This is a genomic window from Aquimarina pacifica (assembly GCF_000520955.1).
Classification (GTDB): Bacteria; Bacteroidota; Bacteroidia; order Flavobacteriales; family Flavobacteriaceae; genus Aquimarina; species Aquimarina pacifica.
In genome coordinates, this window is sequence record NZ_JACC01000026.1 from 71,736 (window position 1) to 95,461 (window position 23,726).

Sequence of the window (23,726 nt, forward strand, 5' to 3'; positions counted from 1 at the left end):
GTTATGCTACGGCATCAATTTTAGGGATATGATCTAGCGCTGGCATTTGCTTTTGCCATAAATCATAATATTTTTCTCTTTTGGCATACAGTATTTCGTGGTTTCCTTCTTCTACAACGGTCCCCTGTTCAAGCACTACTATTTTATCCGCATTTACTACAGTACTTAATCGGTGTGCGATAATAATGATAGTCTTGTCCTGATTTCGTAGTGTTTGTACAGCTTTCTGTATATAATTTTCTGAGGTGCTATCTAATGAGGAGGTTGCCTCGTCCAATACTAATACCTCTGGTTTTTTGTAAAGTGCTCTAGCTATTGCGATTCGTTGTTTTTGTCCTCCAGAAAGTGTGGCGCCGTTTTCGCCGAGATAGGTGTTAAAACCATTGGGGAGATTTTCTATAAAATCCAAAATGCCAATAGATTTGCAAACTGCTACAACTTGCTCAATATTGGGATTGAATTCTCCTACAGCAATATTTTCTATTACGTTACCTGCAAAAAGGTCTATTTTTTGGGGAACAACACTTACTAAATCTCGTAAACTGGTATTGTCGATATATTTTAAATCTTGGTCTCCAATAGATATCTGTCCTTTTTGTATAGGGTAGATATTTTGTAACAAAGACATTAGGGTAGATTTACCAGAACCACTTTCTCCAATAATTGCAGTAATCTTTCCCTTTGGGATATGTAGGTTGAAATCTTGAAATACTTCTACTCTAGAACCATATCTGAATTTGACATTCGTAAAATGAATATCCCCAATAGTATTTTTGGCGAGTTTGATTTTTCTCTCGTCGTCTTCGCGTTCAAGATCCATAATTTCAAACAATCGATCTGCAGCGATCAAAGCATTTTGGATTTGTTTATTCGAGGTGATCAAACTTGCTATCGGATTGGTAAGATACCCCACAATAGCATAGAAGGCCATAAGTTCTCCTGCGGTAATTTCTTTTTGAATTACAAAAAAAGAGCCACTCCAAAGCAAAATAATAGTAAATAATTGCGCTATCGTTGCGGTACTAGCTCCAGAAAAAACGCTGTTTAATGCTGATTTATATCCTATTTGTAAGAGACCAATAAAGCGTGTTTCGGTTTTGATATTTGCAAAATCTTCGAGTCCAAATCGTTTAATGGTTCCTACAGCATTGAGAGATTCTACAAGTTGACTCTCTAGGTCTGCAGATTTTTCCATAATACTACGTTCTGTACGTTTATTTAACTTATTCGTAATTGCGTATATAATTGCATAGACTGGGATTATCGTCATCATGATTAATGCAAGTTTCCAGTAATAAGAGAACATAAGTGCAAACGAAAATACCAGAATCATTGCGTTTACCGTTAGATTAAGGGCAACACCATTAATAAAAGTTCTAATTTTTACAGCATCACTTATTCTAGAGGTAATTTCTCCCACACGCATGGTATCAAAAAATTGTTGCGGTAATTTTAGAAGGTGTTTGTAATACCCAAGAATTAGTCTAGAGTCTATCTGCTGCCCCGTTTTAATAAGGAATACGTCTTTATAGGCTCCTATAATGAATTTTAGTACCAAGAGTACAATCATAATAACTCCCAAAAGATTGAGCAGTTTGGTGCTTGTACCCATAAACACATGATCTGTAAGTTTCTGAACGTATATCGAGGTTGAGAACCCAAGAAGCGTATAGATAACAGACCCTACTAATGCCTGAATTAATGTGTCTTTATGTGGTTTTAGTAAAAACCAAAAACGTCTAAATACCGATACCTTTTCATTACCAACTTTAAAGTCTTCATTAGGTAATAGTAATAAGAGGACTCCACTCCATTCTTTTGTAAACTCCTCATGTGTTTTTTTGTGAAATTTACCATCACCCGGATCCATGATTTTGATATATTCTTTGGTAACTTCGTAAATTACCACATAGTGTTGTAGCTTTTCGCGTATGATCACATGAGCAATTGCTGGTTTTGGGATTTTAAAAAGACTTTCTAGGTCCCCACGCACACCTTTAGCTTCAAATCCAAGTTTATTGGCAGCTTCTATAAGCCCTAAAATATTAGTTCCTTTTTTATCAGTACCAGCAAACTGACGAATACGAGCTATTGGGATTTGTAATTTATAATGTACCGAGATAGATGCTAAACAAGCAGCGCCACAGTCAGTAACATCGTGTTGTTTTATTTTTGTTTTAGCCATGATAAATATTTTTAGTTTTGAGCTTGCGCTATTGTTGGACTCGACGGATTTAACCAATCATCTACTTTGTCATATAATAAATCATACAAGGTGCGTTCTGCGAGTTGAAATCTTGCACTTAGTGTCATTCCTTTATTAAAATGTCCTTCAAACCCGTTTTTGAGTTCGAGATGTTTTTGATCGATTAAGCAACGAATTTTGAATACCGGTTGCTCATTAATTACGTCTATGTCTTTGCTGATTTCTAGAATTTTACCTGTAGCGAGCCCCCATTGATTGTAGTTAAAGGCATCGATCTGAAAATTAACGGGTTTCTCTTTACTTATTAACCCAATATCAGAAGGGGATAAATAGCATTCTGCAATAAGTCCGGTGTCTGGAGAAATTTCTGCAATTGCATTTCCACTTAGTATAAAACTCCCTGACTCTACACCCATCACATTTTTTAGAATTCCATCAATAGGTGCGGTGACAATTAATTCTTTTTGGTTTTGCTCTAATTGCGTTAAGTCACCTTTTAATTCTCGTATGATATTTTGGTATTCACTGATTTTAGTTTGCCAGTTGTTTTTTTGTTGTTTTTTGTATTGTTTTAGATTGTTTATAGCCAATTGATACTCATAAACACTTTCATCATATTCTACTTTGGCAACAACCCCTTTAATATGAAGTTTTTTATTACGCAGATAATCTACTTTATTTTTTTCGACGGTGGTTTTTAATTCTTGCAGTTTTTGGGTGAAATACAAATACTCTTTTTGATATCTGACAGATTGAATGCGATCTAATATATGATTCGAACTATTGATGAGGTATTTGCAATCTGTAATAAATTGATTATTTTCCTCTAGTTGCGTTGTAGATTGTTTGATTTTTTGATTGACAACATGAGTATTAATCATCAACAGTGTATCTCCTTTTTTTACTTTTTGATTATCCGTAATATTAGAGTATACAATTTTACCAGATTGTAATGTGGTAATTTTTATACGCTCTTTATCGGGTTTTAGCATTCCTCGTGCATTGGTATAAATTTGCACTTTAAGAAAGGGCAAGAGGAGTAATGCAATCAAAATAGTACCGAGTAATAACGAATAGATTATTTTGCTTTGGGTACTATTACGAAAGTGATGTGCCGCAGTTGTATGTTCTATGATTTCTTTTGGAAATAACTGTTTCATATTACAAATAATGATTAGAGATTAGATAGTAAATTGATTAGACCCGTTAACAAAAATTGCAGTAGTGTAAAAACAACATTTATGAGTACATTAATCATGACATATAATTTTTTAAATAGTAGTTGATTTGCTTGGTATTGATGTGATCAAATATAGATCAGATACAGAGGCAGAAACAAGGCGCAGTACTCGCGATTTATGAATATGAACCCAATATTCACGGAATCTAGAGTAATAGTTTTTTGGTTAAAAACTTGGTTTACAGTTTCTTATGAGGTTTTGTGCTAAATCTTAAAGAAATTATAAAGTGGTATATTTGGGAACCCTAGGTTACAGTTGAATATTCTTGAATTTAGACAAAAACCTTTTCATTTTTTGGGAGTATATGTTTGGGTTTAAAATTTGATAATTGGGGAATAAATTAGAATGAAGCTATTTTGCTTATGAAAAGAAGAATACATCTGTTTTTTTTGTCATTTATTTTTTTTGGAGGTGGATTGTATGCGCAGAAGTTAGGAAAATTCAAAATTCCTGATTCTTTAAAAGATAAAAGTACTCAAGAGATCTATAAAAAGTATGAAAAGAATGATTTAGATACTGCTCAATCCTTGGTTTATTTACAAAGCTATTTACAAAAGGCAAAGCTTGAAGGTGATAAAGTAAGTATGGCTAGAGGACATTCTTTACTGTATTTTTATTTGAAGGATGATGATATTAAACTTAAGCATGTTGATAGTTCTATTAGTATTGGTAAAAGTTTAAAGCATCCATATTATCCATCGTATCCTTATTCAATTAAGGGAGGACACTACTATCATAAATTAAATTTTAAAAAAGCACTACACTATTTTTTTCTATCCCTTGAGTTTGCGAAAAAAAATAATGGAGAATATTATTTATATTCTGCAAAACACAATATTTCTGTAATAAAAAGTAAGTTAGGGAAGTACGAAGAGTCTCTAAAAGGTTTCAGAGAATGTCTGGAGTACGGCTTAAAAAGCAAAGATACTCTCGACTTTTTATATGGATATTTATATCTCGGAGAGACCTATACAAAAATGAATAAACTTGACTCATCATCGTTTTATAATGAGAAAGGACTTAGAATTTCAGAATTAAGAAATGATGATATCTATTATGAGTTTATATTTAATGAGGGAGTGAATCATTATTATAAAGACAATTATAAAGAAGCATTAGACAGTATTAATAAGTCATTACCTTTTTTACCCACCTCTACCGACAAAAACTATCTGTTAAATGCGTATCTATATTTGGGCAAAATACACGAAAAAATAAATAAAAATGATGTAGCTAAAGTATATTATGAAAAAATTGATTCAGTTTACCATCAATCCGGAAAAGTAAGTTCAGAAGTTAGAGAAGCCTATAGTGCATTAGTAAAGCAATACAAAGAAAAAAAAGATACTGATAATCAATTGATTTATATTGAAAAACTATTACAGTTTGATAGTGTATTACAAAATGATTACAAGGAATTAAACGAAATTCTAGTCAAGAAATATGATACTCCAGAGCTACTGGCTGAAAAAGAACGGCTTGTGAGAGAAGCAAATCTAACAAATTCGAAGTATAGTAAGTACATTACTATTTTGATTATTGCGGTAGCTATATTTATAGGTCTTTTTGGATATCAATTCTATCGAAGAAGACGTTTTCAAAAAAGATTCGAAATCCTTCTTGAACAAAAGAATAGCAATCAAGAGAATCAAAAAGAAGTATCAATAAATAAAAAGGTTTCTGATGCTGAAATAGGGATATCTTCTAATATTGTAGAGGAAGTTTTAGAGAAATTGATGGTTTTCGAAAGTAATAAAGAATTTTTATCCTCAAAAGTTACCTTGACGCAATTGTCTTCAGAATTAGGTACCAATAACAAATACTTGTCAAAAATTATTAATACTTATAAAGAGAAATCGTTTAGTCAATATATTAATGATTTAAGAATTGATTTTGTAGTAGAGCGTCTTACCACTGATAAAAAACTAAGAAACTATACCATAAAAGCAATTGCAAGAGAGGTTGGTTTTAACTCTGCAGAGGTATTCTCTAGAACATTTTATACCAGGCACGGTATTTATCCTTCATATTTTATAAAAAAGCTAGAAAAACATAAGTAGTTGATATTTAGTTTTTTTGCGGTCTATATTCTTGAATATAGAGTGCTAGTTGTAATTTTATGACTCCAAATTTTATAGTAATAGGTACTTTTGTCTCGAACTCATAAATATTTAGTCATGAAAAATTACAACAAAAAAAAATTAAGTTTAGAAAAAATTGAAATTACCAAGTTAAGAAACATCCAAAATATTCGAGGAGGAAGTAATGATGAGTTGGAAGAATTTGGAGAAAATAATACGATTTCTTTTCGGAGAGAATGTCCAAAAATTGATTAATTGCTATTAAGCATAAAGAGTTGTCTTCACTAATTAAAAAATAATTCGTCATAAAAAACACAGGTTTCAAAGTTAACCGATTCAAAGAATATTTATGGAAGTGGATGTAATGCAGATTTAAATGTCCTAAGGGTGGCGAAGACACTGATGATGAAGGGAATGCTAAACAACATGTTATATTGAAAAAAAATAGCCTCGATTTTTTATAAAAAATCGAGGCTATTTTTTTTGTTGAAATATGTAATTTGTTTTAAGGTATATATGTATGATTGGAGAGTTTTGAAAGTATTAAAAAAACATTGTAACTTGTTTTCTTACTTACGTGTTTCAATAATATTTTTTATAGGAAAAGAAAAAAAAGCTCATTAATTGATAGCAAATCTTTATTATTTTTCATTCATTAACTCATTGATTTTTTCAAAAATTAGATGGGACTCCCAACCTCGATATCGCAGATAATCAATGAGCTTTTTTTTCTTTTTTTGCTCGTTGGTTTCTGTTATAGAAGCCATTTTTTTTTCTGCTATTTGGTGAAAAGCTTCGAGATAATCGGTTTCTGATATTTCTTTAAGGGCAGTTCTGATATTATAGTCAGAAATCTGTCTTAATTTTAGCTCTCTCACAATTCGTAGTTTTCCCCATTTTTTGATCCTAAATTTCCCTCTAGCAAAACTTTGTGCAAAACGTTCTTCATTAAGAAAATTATGTTCTAGAAGATGGAGAATGATTTTTTCTCGTGCTTCAGGAATCAATTTCATAGTTCTGAGCTTATCCTCAATATCTTTATGGCACCGCTCTTGATAAGCACAGTAATGCTCCATTTTTGATAGCGCCTCTGTTATCGTTATAGATTGAGCGGGTTTTTGATACATAAAAGCAAAGATAAAAACCTTTTATGGTATCTATACGTCTAATAATAGCAATTTATCCGTAACTATATCCTTTTTAGTGACACTATTCTTTTTCAAAAACATAAGAATTTCAGGTTCTTTATCGGTTCCATGAATATTTTCTAGTAAGTTCTTTTTGGTAAGCTTAATAAGCTCTAAAGGGGCGTACTTTGTTTTAAAATAGTAGGTGTCGAATATTGCCCAGTTAGGGAGTATTCTTTTATTTTCTTTGTAGAGATGAAGCCAATTGTTACTGCCTTCAAACTCACAAAAATTACCGTTTGGTAAAATCGTAAAATGAAAAGGATCTATGTCATAATCAACCGTTGTATTAGGTACTAATAATTGTGCTGCGCTATCTGCGTCAATCGGATTAGATGCATAGAATAGTAATGTTTCTATTTTATGAGTTAGGTCATATGCCTTAATCTTATCTAATCCGTTAAATTTTTTAAGGATCTCACGTAGTCTTTGTTCTTCGTTTTGCATTGGGATAGGATTTTAATTATACTTAAATAGATCTCTAAATTGATAGAATACACGTTCGATTACTTTGAGATCTTCTGTTACGATACCTGCGCTTCCTTTCATTTCACGATTAAAAGCCATGGTTTTTCCGTAGGTGGTTTTTAAATCTTTAGGAAGATCTACTTCGACGTAGTAATTACCTTCATTGTCTGGTGATAAGGACATATTAATTACTTTGCCTTCTATCATACCGAATTCTTGATAAGGGTAGCTATCTAATTTGATCAATACGTTTTGATCCTGTTTAATTTTTCCGGTATTAATTGCAGAAGTGGTAATTTTACCTACCAAATCTGATTGAGTGGGTAAAATGGTTAATACATCATCTCCTGTTTTTACAAATTGATTTTCTCCCCAGAATTTTTGAAAACTTACTTTTCCGTTAATTGATGCTATCAATAGGTAACTTTGTTCCCATTGTTTAATGGCACGTTTTAATTGTTTAAAGGATAAAATAACATCCTTAAGATATTTCGTTTCGTTTTGAATTTTATTAATCGTAGACCCTTCAATTCCTATTCTTGTATTATTTTTAGACTCTTGGATCTGAGACATATTGATTTTGGTATTCTGGTAGTTACGTTGCGCTTGTAAAAAATCAAGTTCTTTATTCTCTAATTCTACTTTAGAAATCACCCCTTTTTTATATAAGTTTTGAGTACGCTCTAGATCTTTCTTTCGCACTTCGAGCTCTCTTTTTTCTATAATACGTTGTCCTTCTAAAACTTCTACTCTTCGGTTTAATTCTGATAATGTTTGTTTCCCTGAGATTGCTTCTATTGAGAACGGTTGTAAGTTTTTGTTTAATTGATAATCAGTATATGATTTTTCGAACATTGCATAATCTTGTTCTAGCTCTCCTAGAGATAGATATGCTGTATTCTGGATAGGGAAACTAAAATCGGTATAGTTGATATTTAGCGTGTCGACAATATTTTTTAAAGTCATAAAATCTTTAAAATTAGCTGTGTTTTCTATCACGGCTAATATTTGACCTTGTTCTACATGTTGTTGATCACTGATCATTAGCTTAGCAATACGTCCACTTGTCTTGGCTTCTATTTTTTCTACTGGGGTAGCAGTAGTGACCATGATTTTAGAGTTAACAATATCAGGATAAGATACCACACAGCTGGCGACTATGACTAATATAATGACAAAGGCAATGATAGTAATTCCCCATCGTGTCATCCATTTCGGAGGAGTACTAAGGATTTCCTGAACCTCTTCAGAACGAAGTTCGAGTTCTTGCAGTACGTTTTTTTCTTGAGTATCCATAATATAATACTTGTATTAGGTGTAATTTAATTTTATGCATGGGCAACTAATGCTCCATTTGTTTTTTTCGATACAACTTGTTTGTTGTTTAATCGTTCTAGATCTAATTGATTTTTTACCAGTTCGTAGTATGCTCCTTTTAGTTTTACCAATTCATGGTGGGTACCTTTTTCTACAACCTTTCCTTTATCAAGAACAACAATTTGATCTGCATTTTTTACAGTACTCAAACGATGTGCAATAACCACTGCGGTACGCCCTTTGAAAAAAGAATTCAGATTTTCCATAATTATTTTTTCATTTTTTGCATCCAGAGCACTGGTAGCTTCGTCAAAAAATATAAACTCAGGATTCTTATATACTGCACGAGCAATAAGCAAACGTTGTTTTTCTCCTCCGCTAATTCCTACCCCTTCATTACCTATCTCTGTATTATAGCTAAGAGGTAGACTTTCTATAAATCCTTTGATATTTGCGACATTTACAGCATGCATTAATTTTTCTTTATCAACTTCTGTTTCTCCCAATGCTATATTGTTGGCAATGGTATCATTAAAAATATATCCGTCTTGCATTACAACTCCACACTTATCTCTCCATGCTTTTTGAGAAATATTTTTAAAATTTTGTTCTCCTAGTTTTATCGCTCCTTTATTTGGCTCATAGAATCTCATTAATGTTTTCATGAGGGTGGTTTTACCACTTCCCGAAGCACCAACAATGGCAGTTGTTTTATTATGTGGAATAATAAGATCCATATCTTCTATTACTGGGTCAGCAGCACCTACATATCTCAGCGTTAAGTTTTCTACTTTTATATCCTCGTTTGTTGGGATATCAAATACTTTGGCCTCTTCTGTGTTCTCCTCATTTTTTTTATCATGGATCTCTTTAAGACGTTCTAAACTTATTTTGGCATCTTGAGTGTCTTGAATGAATTCTAGCAATTGTGCAATAGGACCATTTAATTGTCCGATGATGTATTGTATTGATAACATCATCCCAAGCGTAATATCACCACTAAGAACCAAAGAAGCAGCTGTAAAAGTGATCAGTATATTTTTGAACTGATTAATCGAAGAAGAACCTATTGTCTGAAATTGCTCTAAGGTAAGTCCTTGAGTCGCTACTTTGAATAAGCGTATCTGAATAAACTCCCATCCCCATCTTTTTTGTTTTTCTGCATTGTGCAGTTTTATTTCCTGCATTCCTTCTATAAGCTCAATTGTTTTACTCTGCTCATCACTCATTTGTGCAAAGCGCTTATAATCTAATTCTTTTCTTTTCTTTAGAAAAAAGAAAATCCATCCTATTAATAAGGCACTTCCGGCAGCAAAAATTCCAAATATTGTAAGATTGTAGTAGATAAGAACTGCACTGAAAATCACAATATTAAAAAAGGAAAAAAGTGTATTGAGAGAAGAATTTGTTAATAGTTTTTCTATACGCTGGTGATCATTAATCCGCTGCATGATGTCTCCTGTCATTCTTGTATCAAAATACGAAATAGGAAGATTCATAAGTTTGATAAAGAAATCAGATACTAATGATATGTTTACTCTGGTACTAAGATGCAGCAATATCCAACCTCGTATGGCTTCGATACTTATTTGACCGAGATAGAGCATGATCTGGGCTCCCAGAATAAGGTATATAAAGTTAATGTCTTGATTTTGAATCCCTATATCAACGATGCTTTGTGTCATAAAAGGGAATACTAGCTGTAACAGACTTCCTGCTAGCAAACCAACCATTAATTGGACCATTAAGCTTTTGTATTTGAATAAATACTTTAGTAGAAAAGAAAACCCAGACTTATTGTCTTCTTTTTCCCAATCTGTGTCATGAAACTTTGGGGTAGTATCTAACATCAAAGCTAGACCCTCTTGTGTTTTTTCATTAGCATTATTTCCAATCCAGGCTTCTATAAACTCTTCCTTAGTATATTCGATAAGACCATAGGAGGGATCAGAAATATACACTGTGTTATTTGTTATTTTATACACAACAACAAAGTGATATTTTCTCCAATGTACAATACAAGGAAACGGAACCTCTTCCTTAAACGTCTCATAATCCGTTTTGACACCAATGGTTTTGAACCCTAGATTTTCTGCTCCTTCAGATAAACCAAGCAGAGAACTTCCTGTTCTTGATGTTTGAGAGAGTCCTCTTATAGTTTCTAGAGGGATCACTTTACCATGATGTTTGCTAATGATACGAAGACAGGTAGGTCCACAATCTTTTGCTCCGGGTTGTTTATAGAAAGGAAAAGTTTTCATGTTTTTTTATTCAAATTGTTTTATAATAATGTCTAAGACAGTGTTACTGTTTAGGATACTTTTTTGAGTATTTGGCTAATACATAGCCAAATAATTTCCCCAATTATCTTTGTTATTTTGCATGGCCGAAATGACTAAACCTGATCCCAAAAGCCCATCTAATAAGCTATATTTTTCGTACGGGTATTCATTCTCATCCTTTTGAAAGATTTCGGGCATCAATATTTTCTCCTCTATTGATAAAAGCTTAGTGACATTGTTGAGGAATTCATTTTCCCAGACATTAATGTTTTCTTTAATTTTTGAATCCTGAATCCAGTTGTTTAGTTTGAATAAGAGGTATGTAATTCCTCCTAAACCATGACTCATCCCTATATCTTGAAATGCATGCTTTTTGAAATGCATGATCCCAGATGTTTTAGGGTCCTTAGAAGAAACCTCTAGTGCTAATTGATGCGCTTTTTGTTTTAGATGGTCTTGATTCAAAACGATGCCCGTGTAGTATAAACTATAAGCTATTGTTAGATTTCCGTGCAATTCTGCAACATCAAAATATTCATTTCCTTTATTAATATCCTTACCTCTTATAGTAACTCCTTTCTTTTGGTCTAGAGATAGTAGTAAAATGTTTGTAAGTGTATTGATCATTTCATCAATCTGATCACTATGATATCCTAGTTCTTTTAATCGTACTAGAAATTTTAATACAGTAGGATGACCATTAAAAAAACCAATGTTTAATCCTTTTTTAAGTCTAAAATCTTGCCAGTTGATAGCTCCATTTTCTTCGATTTTGTCATTATATAAAGATTGTACAACACGGTCGACAATTCGAGCTGCTTTTTGGGTGTCTACGTTCTTTGAATACAGGTAATATTGAATTTTTCCTAGGCAACCATGAAGAACATTATAATTCTGATGTTTTAAATCATATTCTATAGATTCTAATAGGTGAGGTTCTAGATTTTTAAGACAATCTTCATTTTCAAGAACTCCACATTCATTAAGGTAATTTACAACCCAAAAGATTCCTTCGAACCCATGAATTAAACTGTAATTTAATTCGTGTTCGGCAAATACTTCGACAGTTTTATTAAATAGCTCTAACGCTCTTTGTTTGTAATATTCGTCCTTTGTATGATTATATTGAGATGCAAAAAAAATGATTACTCCAAGATCTTCATCGATGATAGGTAAATTTACTTTTTCAGCTTTTGTGTAAAGCGTATTTTCTATTTTATTTAAAATGTTAGCTGTTGTTTTCATATAAATATAGTTTTCGTATCTTTGATGTTGATAAAATGATATTTGTCAATAAAAATCTTTCTGTAAATTGATTTTTAAAAAACTGAAACTACCTTCCTCTTATACAAGGTAGTTTCTTTGTTTTTTGGCATAAACGAAACCACCTTGGCTCCCCACCCGAGAAAAGGCAGTTCCGTTTAAAGTATAGGGTTACCTATACATGTAAGTCTATACTTATTTCAAGTGACCAAGTACACTCTTTTTTGGTGCTTTTGATACAGATACCTCCGTTTACATTTTGCATTTCCTGGTTGCTAAGGTGTGATACTGTTTTTTTGTTTAAGTCTAACATGATATTTGTGTTTTAAATTTGATTTTTGCCTACTCTGTGTTAAGGATTTTCGGCTATCTCCTTCTGTAAATTGATTTTTGATATCTTATTAAAACTACCTTTTACCTGTGTTAGAAAAGGTAGTTTCAATAGTTGTATATCTTATGCTTGTAAGTCTATTGTGATTTCAAGTGACCAAGTACATTCTTTCTTAGTACTTTTAATACAAAGTCCTCCGTTTACATTTTGCATTTCTTGGTTGCTAAGGTGTGATACTGTTTTTTTGTTTAAATCTAACATGATATTTGTTTTTTAAAATTTTGATTTTTGCCTACTCTGTGGTAAGGATTTTCGGCTATCTCCTTCTGTAAATTGATTTTTGATATCTTGTTGAAACTACCTTTTACCTGTGTTAAAAAGGTAGTTTCATTAGTTGTATATCTTATGCTTGTAAGTCTATTGTGATTTCAAGTGACCAAGTACATTCTTTTTTAGTGCTCTTGATACAAAGTCCTCCGTTTACATTTTGCATTTCTTGGTTGCTAAGGTGTGATACTGTTTTTTTGTTTAAATCTAACATGATATTTGTTTTTTAAAATTTTGATTTTTGCCTACTCTGTGGTAAGGATTTTCGGCTATCTCCTTCTGTAAATTGATTTTTGATATCTTGTTGAAACTACCTTTTACCTGTGTTAAAAAGGTAGTTTCATTAGTTGTATATCTTATGCTTGTAAGTCTATTGTGATTTCAAGTGACCAAGTACATTCTTTTTTAGTGCTCTTGATACAAAGTCCTCCGTTTACATTTTGCATTTCTTGGTTGCTAAGGTGTGATACTGTTTTTTTGTTTAAATCTAACATGATATTTGTTTTTTAAAATTTTGATTTTGCCTACTCTGTGTTAAGGATTTTCGGCTACCTCCTTCTGTAAATTGATTTTTGATGTCTTGTTGAAACTACCTTTTGCTTGTGTTAGAAAAGGTAGTCCCATCAAGTATATTTTTATGCTTGTAAGTGGATGCTTATCTCAAGTGACCAAGTACATTCTTTCTTAGTACTTTTAATACAAAGTCCTCCGTTTACATTTTGCATTTCTTGGTTGCTAAGGTGTGATACTGTTTTTTTGTTTAAATCTAACATGATATTTGTTTTTTAAAATTTTGATTTTGCCTACTCTGTGTTAAGGATTTTCGGCTACCTCCTTCTGTAAATTGACTTTTAATATGGTTATCTCAAATCCTCTTAATTATTCGAGATATTTTTGGGGTACTTATTGTGCAATTAAGATTTCAAGCGACCAAGTGCATGCTCTTTTCGTACTTTTAATACAGATTCCTCCGTTTACGTTTTGCATTTCCTGATTACTTAAGTTTGATACTGTTTTTTTGTTTAAATCTAACATGATATTTGTTTTTAAAATTTGATTTTTACCTACTCTAGATTAAGGATTTTCGGTTACCTCCTTTTGCGTTTTTATGATAATTAGTTTAGTCACTACTCGTATTCATGGATTCTTCTAATTGTTTTAAAAAAGATTCTAACCCTAAGAATGCAGGTCTATCTGATCCTCCGTTAACTTTTTGCATTTCATTGTATTCTAATTGAATAATTGTATGTAAATCTAGCATGGTGTTTTCATTAAAATGTTTAATAGTTCTTTCTTTAAGTTTAGTACCAAATTATCGGAAAAATAGGGTCGTCATTTTGGTCTTCATCATCTGGTGCAATAACATTATTTCCTTTATTTCCGCCATTAACCATTTTCATTTTGACATCGTCTAATTTGATTAAGTCTATATTTTTTGATTCTAACATAATATGTGTTGTTTTATAAAAATTGGCCTACTCTTTTTTGGATTTTCGGTTCCCTCCCTCTTTTTTTATTTTTTACGCTACAATTGCTATAGACTTTTGATTTGCTTTAAACCTTGCATAATGACTATAATAATACTGGTATAATAGATCATAGAGAACCCATTCATTCATACGCTGTTTTGCAGGAAACAATCTGTTACAGTGCATGTGCAGGTAACTATACATGAGATAATTTTTGTTAACTTTTGTATTAAGAGGTCGTTCTTTTGATATAATACCCTTAAAAATTTTCTTATACTCCTCCCCATATTTTGATAACATGTTATAGGTTTCATTTTCTGCCTCAGGGTCTAATAAAGTAGAAATTTCTTTTCTGGAGTTCCTGAATTTCATACTTAGTTGTTTTCTAATATTTTTGTTAATTCCAAACTCATTAGCAAAATCTGTTTTCATTTCAAATAATAGATCTCGTTTCTCTAGTAAGGAATAATCAAATGCATTGAGTAAAATATCAATCGCCTTCATTCCTAACAACCAGCGACTATTTTCATTATCATTCGTAGCCCTAAGAACTTGTATAATCATTTGACTATTAATGCAGAACAGTTTTTCTGATTCTTCAATAGTTTGATGGCCATAGCGCTCTAACTCTCTAGAATACGTGTCTACCTGTACTTTATGAATCAACCGATCATTTAGCAGGGGTTCTACACTTTCATATAACCTCGATGTTATTTCACCAATTTGATTGGTATTTGGTACATGAAATCTTAGACGCAGGTGCAAATCAGGATCTGCATATCGAATAAAGAACCAGTCATTGATGCAATTTTTGCTTGTTAGATCATTGATGATCTGTATTAGTTGAGTTTTTATAAATGTATCAGCAGTTTGCGTGCCCATATAAAGTTTATACGAAAGCCATTCGCTACCAATAATAAATTTTCGTTTACTGTGTTTTGTTACTTCTTTCATGACTTTTATTGATAAAGAGAGAATATAAATTCATTGTTATATGAATGTTTTCCTTTTTTTATTGAGGAGTCAAATTCATTATATAAGTTTTCCTTAAGGGTGACCTTTCTTTTGTTTTTAATCTCAGACAAAAACATTTTTTTGCTTATCTCATTCTCTAAGTTGATTACCAGTTCATTGTCATGATCTGCTAAAAGAAAAACAGATGGGATATTATGTTTTTTCTGCCATTCTGCGAATGAATTTTTGTCTTGCAACTCCTTCAGTTCATTTTCTTTGATATGCCATTGTGCCGGGGATAGAATAACATTCTTGTAGCGTACACGCGGAAAAAAAGTTTGATCAGATAAGTTAGGTCCCCAGGTAAAGTTGAGTGTATTGCAGACATTTTGAGTTTGCATGTCTCCTAAAAACTGATAAATAGGAAGTGGGCTATCCTCATAATTGTGTGCATTAGCCATTCTTGGTTCGATATATTGATTTAGCTTTTTTGACCGTAACAATATGGTATTGTTTTGTATAGATATCCATAGATCCGATATGTGTAATTGCTTTTCTGATGGGAGATTACTTTTTGCTAAATATGCGATCTCATGTTTTCGTATCGGATTTCTGTATAAAATGTTTCCTGTTCTGGATTCTGGTAGATGTACAATTTCTGCCAAAATTCGATCCTCTTTCTCCTCTTTCTCTACAATCTCATATAGAATTTCTTTAACATCGGCACTGGTATGGCTAAACCTACCTAATAGATAGCTTGCAGAAGGTCCGCCTGTATCAAATAAAGATATTGTGGTGTCCTTTGTCTGATCAGTCTCAAAAATGGTACACATTACAGGAAAGGTTGCAGGTAAATCATCCCAGTTTTCCCGAAATTCTTTTAGCTCTTTGTCATCAAATACGATTTCGAAAGCATTTTCGGATTTGGCAGCTTGAAACTTATCATAAATCAAAGTGTCTTCTTTGCCCAGGTTGTATTTGTAATATGATTGGGCAGTCTCTCCCGAAGTATTCGTAAGTATTAAGTCATCTATCAACGGGCATACATCAAAAGTCCCTTTGTGTTTTTGGTTATAACCAACTCCTGTTTCTACATCTAAGGCGATAGAAAGAGGAACCTCTTCATCTTCATACCTTTTATAGAATGCTTTTTTGAAACTTTCTAGTCTCGGGTTTTTTCTTCTGTTGGTTAATTTATTGAGTACAGTAATTCCTTTTAATACATCTGCTGAAATTTCTTTGTCAAGTTCGTTTTCTTTGGTGGTAGCAACTAAATCTGTTTGAAAAAGAAACTTTTTATTAAACGGAATTTTTATACTAGTCAATAAATCAATAATATTTTGATAAGGACTTAAATCCTGATGAATCACATGTTGATCTAATTGCTTGATATGTTTTTTAATTTCTTCTAACCAAGTAACCCCTGTATTTTTATAGATATAATCCAGATAATCATCCCCCGAAACAGTTGGTGATATAGAACTCAATAAAATTTGATTGTCTATCAAGTTATTGATAAAATTTTCAGCATCTTCAATACTAATTTCTGCAGATACGATGGATTGCGCTAAATCTTTAATTTTTGCACCTTTTTCGGCAAGAGTTAAAACTTTACTTATATAGCGCGAAGCATCTATGGCTATCATATAATGATGTCGAATAGCATTATTGTATTTGTACTCTATGTATCGGTACTTATTTCCGATTTCATAAAGGCTGTTGTTAGGAAAATATAATAGGTTACTTCGTATTTCTGGGATGTTCTCTAATTCTTGTACAAGGGAGCATAGGTAGTTCATATCTAGTCTTGTAGCTCTTTTGTATTTTGTTACATCTTCGAACTCTATAGCTGTTTTCTCACCCAATTGACCTACAGATATCCCTGCAAATAAGCCAAAAGGAGTACAGCGATGTCCCATTCGGGATATATATTTTAGAAGTGATAATTCTAACTTTGGATTATCATAATCTTGATCAGAAAGATATTTTTGCATCTCGGCATGAAGTTCTGGAGAGGCCAGAAAAATAGCTTCAGAAACTATAGGTTCATGACATACCTCTTTTATTTTTTCTGAAGATATATTTGATAGTACCTCATTCGACAGAATAGGAGTTCTCAGTATATATTTTTCGAGTAAAGAATATGGTTTTGTATTCATGACGTGTTCGTTTTTACTTTAGCGATTTCTTGTTCTTCTCTGACGAATTATTGTTTTAAGACTTCTAATTTTTCTAGATTTATTTTGGTGACTTTATTATCTCGATTAATGGTCATGGTTATACTTTTCTCAGAAGGAGTAATCCAATCATTTTTTGACTTTTCACACCATTGTTCTGCAGAGATAGTACTGCAATCAATATCGTTAAGACCAAGTACTTGATCACCAATTTGTAATCCACTTCTGTCAGCACTTGATTTTTCGATGATTGATCGTATATAGATTTTGTTTTCTTCAAAAGAGAGACCATAGCCAAAAGTGTCGAAGCTCGAGTTGCTGCTAGGAGTTGTTTCTATAAACTTTATTCTTCGTGTATTCCAGTTAAATATGACTCGATAATTTTTTAAGAATTCTACCCCAATCAGTTTGCGATTTCTTCCGCTAAAGGATGCAACTATAGGGGAGTCTAAGGTTAGTTTTCCTAAGGTCATTTTTTCTATAAGCCCTTTGTAAAATGTTTCGGTTTTACCAGCTCCGTATATTCCGACTCCTGTAATCCCAGTACCAGTTACATAATTTGTTAGTTTTTTATCTTTGGTAAGTTTTTGAAACTCTAGTTTAGAGAAACTAATATTCCCGTTGTATCCCGTATCTATTCTGTTATTTAGGACTCTTATTCCATTCACGTTTGTAATAATTGAAGGAGTTCCCTGATACCCAATAAAAAATTTAGCTTCTTTATACTCTGATGGAATTTCTAAACTTTCCTCGGTATTGGTAATTGTGATGTTTTGGTTTTTAAAATCAATATCCCAAACGGCCTGCCTCATTAAATTTGCGCCTATAATTCCCTTTATATTCATACAGGCCAATTCTGTAACGGCGTTAAAATCATGAATAGCGGCAATTGTATTTGTAAATCCGATACCTCCGATAGTAATAGTCTTTACAGAAGTATATTCTAATTGTTGACTTGCTCCTTGAGAGCCATATACCAATGCAGCATCAATGGGTTGTAATCCTAGTTTTACATTAAGATCTTTAGATAATACATTAGACGCTCCTGTATCTAAGATGAAATCATATGTATTACCACCTATCTCTGCTTTGATGATCATTAGTCCCTGACGATATTCAAAAGGGATGGTTACGCTAAAATCTTTTTGAACAACATTACCTGTTTTCAGGAGTTTTTCGATCTTAGATCCTCCGCAGTTTAAGAAGAGAAGTGTAAATGGTATTATTTTCAGTAATGATTTCATAATTTGTTTTATATAGCTTCTTATGATTATAGATTTTAAAAAGTGTCTATTACTAATTTTAGAGTTTCAATTATTAGTAGTATTAATTTTAAAATGTGGTTGCTTAATGCGATCATTGTTTTTATAATTTATTAAAGTTGTAAAACTTAGATTCCTGTGTTTTGACTTGAGCAAATATAGCCTCGATAAAAACCCAAAAACAAACAAAGAGAGTCTGGTTTCTGGAAAACAAACCCCGAATTCAGGGAATTAAGATTGCATGATTGTTGTTGTAAAACACTATAGTTCAGTATTTTGAATTTATTTTTTCTTGAATAATGGAAAAAAGCTAAAACATGATAGATAGAATCAAAATAAATCTGATTTTTGATATGAAACTCTCTTTATATTTCATCAGACAGGTGTGTGTTAGTTTTGAAATACTATAAAGTTGTTTCAAAATTGAAGGTCTTTATTGATATTGTTGAAACTCAATATTTACAAAATAAAATAGTAAACGGTTGGGGTAAAAAATCGATTATTAGTGGCCCAAGATAGGACAGTGAGTTTTTAAACTTCTTAGAAACATTGTAACTTCGCGATGCATGAGTGTTATGCAGTCCGTTTATGATAAATGAGTATCTTTATAATAGGACCACATTATAGAATCCCAAATCTATCTCCATAACAAAAAAATTACCTGTGATATGTTATATTGCATAGTATCTAGGAAAGTAAGTCATTTTATGAATCGAATATTCTTACTGATAATAGGTTTATATCGAATATTATTTTATTTATAATACATTAATTAATATGATTAATAATACTAATTGGCTGTTTACATTGGTGACAATCATTATTGCCAGTTTTTTAGGGCATACCCAAAAAAAGGAACAAACCAAAATAGATTCCCTTATTTCTCATGATTTCGAATATTTAGCAGAAAAATTTGAAAGTAATAAAACAGATTCTATATCTGGTAATATGTATGCTCGCGCCTTTCTTCAAAAAGCTAGAAGAGAAGAGGATATTATTAAACAAGCTGAAGGATACTATAAGATCGTTACTCTATTTCAAGGAAGTAATCAAACCAAGGCTATTATATATGCAGATAGTATTATACAGTTGACAAAATCTATTCAGGATTTTACTTATCCTGCCGAAGCCCATCTTTTGAAAGCTAATCTACTAGGAGTTCAAGGAAAATATGAAGAAGCCATGGAAGAATTGGTGAGTGCCAACTTTCATGCAAAAAGGAATGAAAATATTGACCAACAGTATAGAACTAAGTATTTTATAGCCCTTCTTAAAGATAATTTGGGAGAACATGATGAAACTATTGAGATTTTTAGATCAATAAAAAAATATCATGAGAAAAAATTTAAAGAGAAAAACAAAGAAAACAGGTATGACTACATAAAATCAATGTATGCTTTAGGAAACTCGTATAATGAAAATAAAAAGTACGATTCAGCATATTATGAAAATAAAAAAGGTATTGAATTATCCTTAAAATATCCGGATAGTATATTATATGGTAATTTCTTATTGTCATCGGGAGTAACGCATTACCTGAAAAAAGAATATCAATCCGCTTTAGATAGTATAAATAAATTCAAAAATGTATATGGTGAAAATGGTAAGGTTAATAATATATATATTATAACGAGTAACATGTATTTGGGAATGCTTTACTATGAACAAGATGAATTAGATAAATCTATAGATTATTTAAAAAATGTTGATGTAAATACCTTTTCTAGTAAAAATTTCTATCCTGGATTAAGACCTACTTGGGAAACATTAATTAAGTCGTATCGACAAAAAAACGACACAGAAAAACAATTGTATTATATTGATCGATTATTAAAATTTGACAGCATTCTAAACACTGATTTCAAGAATTTGTACAAAAAGATTAATGAAGAATATTCTACTCCGAACCTATTATCAGAGAAAGAGAAAATTATAGATTCTTTGCAAGAAAATAATAAAGAAAGAATTTATATCATTATTCTTTTGTCTGTTCTTTCAATAGTACTTGTCTTATTTTTAGTTAGAAATAATAGAAAGCGAAAAATATATAAGAGTAGATTCGAAGAATTATTTGATAAGGAAAATGAAGAGAAATCGGTTGAGGTGTCTTTTTCTAAAGAAAAGAAAGTAAAAGAGATTCAGGATATAGGGATTTCTGATAGTATTGTAGCAGATATAAAAAACGGACTAATACAATTTGAAGAGAAAGAAAGATTTTTAAAATCTAATATTACGGTTAGTTCTTTATCGAAACAGTTAAATACAAATTCTAAATACTTATCTAAAGTGATTAATACTTTTAAGAATAAGAGTTTTAGTAATTATGTAAATGACCTTCGAATTAATTATGTAGTAGAAAAACTAAAAACAGATACCAAATTTAGAAAATATACGATTAAGGCAATTGCAAATGATTGTGGCTTTAATACAACGGAAGCTTTTTCGAAGTCCTTTTATAAAAGCACTGGGATTTATCCATCATTTTTTTTGAAACAATTAGAGAAAAAGGAGCCTGTTCTCTAAGAATCACTTGTAATTTATGTTAGTTTCTAAGTTCTGTTTTTCAGTTACTTATGAGTAGATGTTCCTGAAAACAGACTCTGGATTCCTGAAAACAGACAGACATAGCCCAAATCATAATGTTTGAGTTGTAAGTTAGTTTTAATTTAGCAGAAGAATTAATAACTACAAATATTAAAACTCACTCACAATGAAAAAAGGACAAATCAAAAAAGGAAAACTTACATTACAAAAAGTACAAATAACAAAATTAAATAATTTGGATAGGATTCAGGGTGGTGGAAGAACAGATGTCTTATTTGGCCAAGGAGATGACGGTACAATTCCTACTTGGTTAACACTAGAAGAATAGCATATAGTAAGTTTAGAACCCAAAGCCTGCACTACCTACTCATAGGTATTAAATTTACTTAATATGATTAAAAAACTGTCAATAGTACTTTTTTTAAGTATTTTATTTATAACATGTCAAAATAAAAAAAAATTGTTATCATCAAATATTGTTATTGATCAGTATCATGGGGTAAATATAGAAGATCCTTATCGTCACGTTGAGGATCTTACTACTCCTGAGATAAAAAACTGGATTGATGAGCAAAATGTAAAATCTACTAATTCCTTACATAATATTAAAAAAAGACAATACTTGATTGACAAGCAATTTGAGTATGATAAGAATAAATCTTATGTAATTTCTAAACTAAAAGTTACAGAAAACAACAAGTACTTTTATCTGAAGAGGCTACCCAATGAGAATATTTCTAGATTATATTTTAGAGATTCCTTTGAGGATGAAGAGCACATGTTGTATAACCCCAAGACTTTTAGAGAAGAATCTAAAGTTGAACATACCATTAATTATATTCAACCAAATTGGGATGGATCGAAAATAGTAATAAGTCTAACCTCAAAGGGCAAGGAGATTTCCGAAATGATAATTCTTGATGTTTCTTCAAAAGAAATACATCCGGATATTATTTCAAATGCATGGCCATCAAGTACTGGGGGTGTTGTATGGTTGCCCAATAATTCTGAATTTATTTATCTTCATCATGATGTAGTAGACCCTAAACTCGAAGGTTTTTTAAAAAACACAACATCTGTTGTATATAGTTTGCAAAATAGTGCTAATGAATCAAAAGCGATTTTCTCAAAAAAGAATAATAGTAATATAGAAATTAATGAAGAAGATCACCCAATTGTTACTTTTAGCAATTCTAAAAATGAGTTTTTGATTGGTAAAGTATCCGGAGGATTAAGTTATTATGATGCTTACTCTTTGCCAATTGATCAAATAAGTACAAATAATTGGGCCCCTCTTTTTAAGAAATCTGACGAGGTAAAAAGTTTTATTGTTAAAGGAGATTCACTTATTTACAAAACAGCAAAGGGAGCTCCTAATTTTAAAATATGCAGTACTTCAATTAAGGATCCCGATTTTGAGAACCCCAAAGTTATCGTTGAAGAATTTAATGACCGTGTTATTACTGATTTTGATAGTACCAATGAAGGGATATATTTTGTAACGACAAAAAATGGAGTAGAAGCAAGTTTGTATACTTTAGAAAAAAGTATGCCCATTAAAATTGAGTTGCCAGCTTCTTTTGGTAATATTACAATCAAAGCAAAGGGTTGTGAATACGAAGAGCTTTGGATAATGGCAAGTGGTTGGACTACTAAGAAGGTAAGATATGAATATAAAAAGGGGCAAATCATTAAAAAAAGTTTAGATTCAGCAGATAATACTAAGGGTTTTAATGTAGAAGATATTATTGTTGAAGAAATAGAGGTAAAAGCACATGATGGTGAGAAAATTCCATTGTCTGTTATTTATAAAAAAGGAACCGAAAGAAATGGAAAAACTCCCCTGATGATGGATAGTTACGGTTCATTTGGGTTATCTATGACACCTTCTTTTTCTTTACGACGTTTTTTATGGATCCAAGAAGGTGGTGTGTACGCAATTGCCCATGTTAGGGGCGGAGGAGAAAAAGGAGATGCCTGGCACAAAGGAGGGTATAAAGCCAGCAAGCCTAATACCTGGAAAGATTTTATTTCGTGTGCAGAATATCTTATTGAAAAAAAGTACACAGATCCAAAACAATTAGCAGTTTGGAGTGGTAGTGCAGGAGGCATATTAATTGGTAGAGCAATAACAGATAGGCCAGACCTGTTTTCGGCGGCAATTATAGAATTTGGTACACTTAATTTGATTCGATCAATAGACGATGCAAATGGAGCCAATATAGCCAAAGAATTTGGTTCTATAAAGGATTCATTAGAGTTTCGAGGATTGCTAGAAATGGATGCCTATCATCATATAAAAGAGAAGGAAAATTATCCTGCAACATTATTAACAGCTGGATTGAACGATCCAAGAGTTCCCGCTTGGAATTCTGTAAAATTTGGAGCACGAATACTGGCTGCAAATACTTCAGGTAAGCCGAATTTTTTACTCGTAGACTCAGAAACTGGTCATGCAAGAGACGACACAAAATTAAAAGAGTTTGAGAGGTATGCTAATATCTTGGCATTTGCCTTATGGCAAACTGGTCATCCTGAGTATCAACCGAAACAGAATTAAGGATGCGAAATTAATGAATTTCTTGAATAGTGTGACGTCCTGAATAATCGTTACAAG

The 23,726-nt window shown here is 31.8% G+C and carries 23 protein-coding genes; 5 read left to right on the plus strand and 18 right to left on the minus strand.

Annotation, left to right across the window (positions count from 1 at the left end):
* Position 1: 1 nt before the first annotated feature.
* Together DZ60_RS0113815 and DZ60_RS0113820 are read right to left on the minus strand one after the other, a co-directional pair.
* Positions 2 to 2,185, minus strand: coding sequence for a peptidase domain-containing ABC transporter (locus DZ60_RS0113815; RefSeq protein WP_025742644.1), 2,184 nt, complete (start codon positions 2,183 to 2,185; stop codon positions 2 to 4).
* 11 nt (positions 2,186 to 2,196) lie between these two features.
* Complete coding sequence (locus DZ60_RS0113820) at positions 2,197 to 3,366, minus strand: HlyD family secretion protein (protein ID WP_025742645.1); 1,170 nt, start codon at positions 3,364 to 3,366, stop codon at positions 2,197 to 2,199.
* A gap of 443 nt (positions 3,367 to 3,809) precedes the next feature.
* Here DZ60_RS0113820 and DZ60_RS0113825 point away from each other — a divergent pair, with 443 nt between their 5' ends.
* Both DZ60_RS0113825 and DZ60_RS25225 read left to right on the plus strand, forming a co-directional pair.
* A complete protein-coding gene (locus DZ60_RS0113825) occupies positions 3,810 to 5,507 on the plus strand; it encodes an AraC family transcriptional regulator (RefSeq protein ID WP_025742646.1) in 1,698 nt (565 codons plus the stop codon).
* A 117-nt stretch (positions 5,508 to 5,624) separates the two neighbouring features.
* Positions 5,625 to 5,783 carry a hypothetical protein gene (locus DZ60_RS25225; RefSeq protein WP_161634415.1) on the plus strand — a complete coding sequence of 53 codons (159 nt, stop codon included), beginning with the start codon at positions 5,625 to 5,627 and terminating at the stop codon, positions 5,781 to 5,783.
* Between the two features lie 386 nt (positions 5,784 to 6,169).
* Here the strand turns inward: DZ60_RS25225 and DZ60_RS0113835 are convergent, their stop codons facing one another.
* The 16 genes from DZ60_RS0113835 to DZ60_RS23115 all read right to left on the minus strand — a co-directional run bounded on the left by DZ60_RS0113835 (position 6,170) and on the right by DZ60_RS23115 (position 18,547).
* The gene (locus tag DZ60_RS0113835) at positions 6,170 to 6,655 is read right to left on the minus strand and encodes a regulatory protein RecX (RefSeq protein ID WP_025742647.1); all 486 of its coding nucleotides are present in this window, start codon (positions 6,653 to 6,655) and stop codon (positions 6,170 to 6,172) included.
* A 30-nt stretch (positions 6,656 to 6,685) separates the two neighbouring features.
* A complete protein-coding gene (locus DZ60_RS0113840; protein ID WP_025742648.1) occupies positions 6,686 to 7,162 on the minus strand; it encodes a hypothetical protein in 477 nt (158 codons plus the stop codon).
* 12 nt (positions 7,163 to 7,174) lie between these two features.
* Complete coding sequence (locus DZ60_RS0113845) at positions 7,175 to 8,479, minus strand: HlyD family secretion protein (RefSeq protein WP_025742649.1); 1,305 nt, start codon at positions 8,477 to 8,479, stop codon at positions 7,175 to 7,177.
* A 32-nt stretch (positions 8,480 to 8,511) separates the two neighbouring features.
* Entirely contained in the window at positions 8,512 to 10,761 is a 2,250-nt protein-coding gene (locus tag DZ60_RS0113850) for a peptidase domain-containing ABC transporter (protein ID WP_025742650.1), read from the minus strand.
* Between the two features lie 75 nt (positions 10,762 to 10,836).
* Positions 10,837 to 12,027: a lanthionine synthetase LanC family protein gene (locus DZ60_RS0113855; RefSeq protein ID WP_025742651.1), complete on the minus strand. Its 1,191-nt coding sequence runs from the start codon at positions 12,025 to 12,027 to the stop codon at positions 10,837 to 10,839.
* Between the two features lie 193 nt (positions 12,028 to 12,220).
* On the minus strand, positions 12,221 to 12,358 hold the full coding sequence (locus DZ60_RS25230; protein WP_161634416.1) for a class I lanthipeptide: 138 nt from the start codon (positions 12,356 to 12,358) through the stop codon (positions 12,221 to 12,223).
* Positions 12,359 to 12,499: 141 nt separating this feature from the next.
* Positions 12,500 to 12,637, minus strand: coding sequence for a class I lanthipeptide (locus tag DZ60_RS25235; protein WP_161634417.1), 138 nt, complete (start codon positions 12,635 to 12,637; stop codon positions 12,500 to 12,502).
* A gap of 142 nt (positions 12,638 to 12,779) precedes the next feature.
* Positions 12,780 to 12,917: a class I lanthipeptide gene (locus DZ60_RS25755; protein WP_161634417.1), complete on the minus strand. Its 138-nt coding sequence runs from the start codon at positions 12,915 to 12,917 to the stop codon at positions 12,780 to 12,782.
* A gap of 142 nt (positions 12,918 to 13,059) precedes the next feature.
* Complete coding sequence (locus tag DZ60_RS25760; RefSeq protein WP_161634417.1) at positions 13,060 to 13,197, minus strand: class I lanthipeptide; 138 nt, start codon at positions 13,195 to 13,197, stop codon at positions 13,060 to 13,062.
* A 141-nt stretch (positions 13,198 to 13,338) separates the two neighbouring features.
* Entirely contained in the window at positions 13,339 to 13,476 is a 138-nt protein-coding gene (locus DZ60_RS25765; protein ID WP_193786219.1) for a class I lanthipeptide, read from the minus strand.
* A gap of 130 nt (positions 13,477 to 13,606) precedes the next feature.
* Entirely contained in the window at positions 13,607 to 13,756 is a 150-nt protein-coding gene (locus DZ60_RS25770; RefSeq protein ID WP_394332021.1) for a class I lanthipeptide, read from the minus strand.
* A gap of 67 nt (positions 13,757 to 13,823) precedes the next feature.
* A complete protein-coding gene (locus DZ60_RS25240) occupies positions 13,824 to 13,964 on the minus strand; it encodes a hypothetical protein (RefSeq protein WP_161634418.1) in 141 nt (46 codons plus the stop codon).
* Positions 13,965 to 14,004: 40 nt separating this feature from the next.
* Positions 14,005 to 14,151 carry a hypothetical protein gene (locus tag DZ60_RS25245; RefSeq protein WP_161634419.1) on the minus strand — a complete coding sequence of 49 codons (147 nt, stop codon included), beginning with the start codon at positions 14,149 to 14,151 and terminating at the stop codon, positions 14,005 to 14,007.
* A gap of 72 nt (positions 14,152 to 14,223) precedes the next feature.
* Positions 14,224 to 15,126 (minus strand): thiopeptide-type bacteriocin biosynthesis protein, encoded by a 903-nt coding sequence (locus DZ60_RS0113900; protein ID WP_025742652.1) that lies wholly within the window; start codon positions 15,124 to 15,126, stop codon positions 14,224 to 14,226.
* A gap of 5 nt (positions 15,127 to 15,131) precedes the next feature.
* Positions 15,132 to 17,285: a lantibiotic dehydratase family protein gene (locus DZ60_RS0113905; protein WP_025742653.1), complete on the minus strand. Its 2,154-nt coding sequence runs from the start codon at positions 17,283 to 17,285 to the stop codon at positions 15,132 to 15,134.
* A 47-nt stretch (positions 17,286 to 17,332) separates the two neighbouring features.
* Complete coding sequence (locus tag DZ60_RS23115; protein ID WP_025742654.1) at positions 17,333 to 18,547, minus strand: aspartyl protease family protein; 1,215 nt, start codon at positions 18,545 to 18,547, stop codon at positions 17,333 to 17,335.
* 795 nt (positions 18,548 to 19,342) lie between these two features.
* On the opposite strand from DZ60_RS23115, the gene DZ60_RS0113915 reads away from it, so the two are divergent.
* The 3 genes from DZ60_RS0113915 (at position 19,343) to DZ60_RS0113925 (ending at position 23,669) form a co-directional block, all read left to right on the plus strand.
* On the plus strand, positions 19,343 to 21,088 hold the full coding sequence (locus tag DZ60_RS0113915) for a helix-turn-helix domain-containing protein (RefSeq protein WP_025742655.1): 1,746 nt from the start codon (positions 19,343 to 19,345) through the stop codon (positions 21,086 to 21,088).
* Positions 21,089 to 21,275: 187 nt separating this feature from the next.
* Positions 21,276 to 21,437, plus strand: coding sequence for a hypothetical protein (locus tag DZ60_RS25250; RefSeq protein ID WP_161634420.1), 162 nt, complete (start codon positions 21,276 to 21,278; stop codon positions 21,435 to 21,437).
* A gap of 132 nt (positions 21,438 to 21,569) precedes the next feature.
* Positions 21,570 to 23,669: a prolyl oligopeptidase family serine peptidase gene (locus DZ60_RS0113925; RefSeq protein WP_161634421.1), complete on the plus strand. Its 2,100-nt coding sequence runs from the start codon at positions 21,570 to 21,572 to the stop codon at positions 23,667 to 23,669.
* The last annotated feature ends 57 nt before the right edge of the window (positions 23,670 to 23,726 follow it).

Bases quoted from the DNA above. Each gene is read 5' to 3' on its own strand.
- DZ60_RS0113815 (WP_025742644.1), bottom strand. From the start codon at position 2,185: ATGGCTAAAACAAAAATAAAACAACACGATGTTACTGACTGTGGCGCT.
- DZ60_RS0113820 (WP_025742645.1), bottom strand. From the start codon at position 3,366: ATGAAACAGTTATTTCCAAAAGAAATCATAGAACATACAACTGCGGCA.
- DZ60_RS0113825 (WP_025742646.1), top strand. From the start codon at position 3,810: ATGAAAAGAAGAATACATCTGTTTTTTTTGTCATTTATTTTTTTTGGA.
- DZ60_RS25225 (WP_161634415.1), top strand. From the start codon at position 5,625: ATGAAAAATTACAACAAAAAAAAATTAAGTTTAGAAAAAATTGAAATT.
- DZ60_RS0113835 (WP_025742647.1), bottom strand. From the start codon at position 6,655: ATGTATCAAAAACCCGCTCAATCTATAACGATAACAGAGGCGCTATCA.
- DZ60_RS0113840 (WP_025742648.1), bottom strand. From the start codon at position 7,162: ATGCAAAACGAAGAACAAAGACTACGTGAGATCCTTAAAAAATTTAAC.
- DZ60_RS0113845 (WP_025742649.1), bottom strand. From the start codon at position 8,479: ATGGATACTCAAGAAAAAAACGTACTGCAAGAACTCGAACTTCGTTCT.
- DZ60_RS0113850 (WP_025742650.1), bottom strand. From the start codon at position 10,761: ATGAAAACTTTTCCTTTCTATAAACAACCCGGAGCAAAAGATTGTGGA.
- DZ60_RS0113855 (WP_025742651.1), bottom strand. From the start codon at position 12,027: ATGAAAACAACAGCTAACATTTTAAATAAAATAGAAAATACGCTTTAC.
- DZ60_RS25230 (WP_161634416.1), bottom strand. From the start codon at position 12,358: ATGTTAGACTTAAACAAAAAAACAGTATCACACCTTAGCAACCAGGAA.
- DZ60_RS25235 (WP_161634417.1), bottom strand. From the start codon at position 12,637: ATGTTAGATTTAAACAAAAAAACAGTATCACACCTTAGCAACCAAGAA.
- DZ60_RS25755 (WP_161634417.1), bottom strand. From the start codon at position 12,917: ATGTTAGATTTAAACAAAAAAACAGTATCACACCTTAGCAACCAAGAA.
- DZ60_RS25760 (WP_161634417.1), bottom strand. From the start codon at position 13,197: ATGTTAGATTTAAACAAAAAAACAGTATCACACCTTAGCAACCAAGAA.
- DZ60_RS25765 (WP_193786219.1), bottom strand. From the start codon at position 13,476: ATGTTAGATTTAAACAAAAAAACAGTATCACACCTTAGCAACCAAGAA.
- DZ60_RS25240 (WP_161634418.1), bottom strand. From the start codon at position 13,964: ATGCTAGATTTACATACAATTATTCAATTAGAATACAATGAAATGCAA.
- DZ60_RS25245 (WP_161634419.1), bottom strand. From the start codon at position 14,151: ATGTTAGAATCAAAAAATATAGACTTAATCAAATTAGACGATGTCAAA.
- DZ60_RS0113900 (WP_025742652.1), bottom strand. From the start codon at position 15,126: ATGAAAGAAGTAACAAAACACAGTAAACGAAAATTTATTATTGGTAGC.
- DZ60_RS0113905 (WP_025742653.1), bottom strand. From the start codon at position 17,285: ATGAATACAAAACCATATTCTTTACTCGAAAAATATATACTGAGAACT.
- DZ60_RS23115 (WP_025742654.1), bottom strand. From the start codon at position 18,547: ATGAAATCATTACTGAAAATAATACCATTTACACTTCTCTTCTTAAAC.
- DZ60_RS0113915 (WP_025742655.1), top strand. From the start codon at position 19,343: ATGATTAATAATACTAATTGGCTGTTTACATTGGTGACAATCATTATT.
- DZ60_RS25250 (WP_161634420.1), top strand. From the start codon at position 21,276: ATGAAAAAAGGACAAATCAAAAAAGGAAAACTTACATTACAAAAAGTA.